Source organism: Oleiphilus sp. HI0043 (assembly GCF_001634935.1).
Genome location: NZ_LWEY01000055.1, coordinates 1 through 577 on the forward strand (window position 1 = coordinate 1; position 577 = coordinate 577).

Consider the following 577-nt stretch of genomic DNA (forward strand, 5'->3'; position numbering starts at 1 on the left):
TATCGGTTCACTTGCATAACACGCCATACTAGAAAGCAAGGAAAAACTAAACAAACACAAAACAAATGCAATCTTCATCCTTTTTTTCATCACGACACCTCGAAACGAAAGTCGCCAACAAGATGAACAGGGCCTTGGTTCTGACCAATTCCTGGCTTGCTAATACAGTGCAGCTGTAGGTATAAATAGCGCTGATCTGCGCTCCTTTGCACGATATGCTGACTATAAGAGTCGTACTGAAGCAAGTTATTCCCGGAATATTCCGGACGCAATCTGCTCTGAGTGATATAAACGTCTATCTCCATCTGTGAACTTGAAAACGATAAAATTCGCGTCAACGATTCATTATCTTCTTCGGCAATTACTTCGAGGTTCAGCAAGTCATCGATTAACTTGAAGCCTTCTGAGTATGACTTTTTGAGCTCAACATGACTATCTCGTCTAGAATCAATAAAGCTTTTTATTTGCTTCGCAGCTTGAAGCTGAAACTGATTTAGTTCATGACTGCTTTGTTGAAACGCCACTCTGGAAGACTGAGATTTAAAGCTTAGGTAACTGCTTTGCATCATCGTTGTTG

Annotated in this window: 1 protein-coding gene; it reads right to left on the reverse strand. The window is 40.7% G+C overall.

Features of this window, described 5'->3' with window-relative positions:
• Positions 1-89: 89 nt before the first annotated feature.
• Positions 90-577, reverse strand: a 488-nt coding sequence (locus A3729_RS32035; protein ID WP_197475468.1) for a hypothetical protein, incomplete at its 5' end; no start/stop codon positions are given.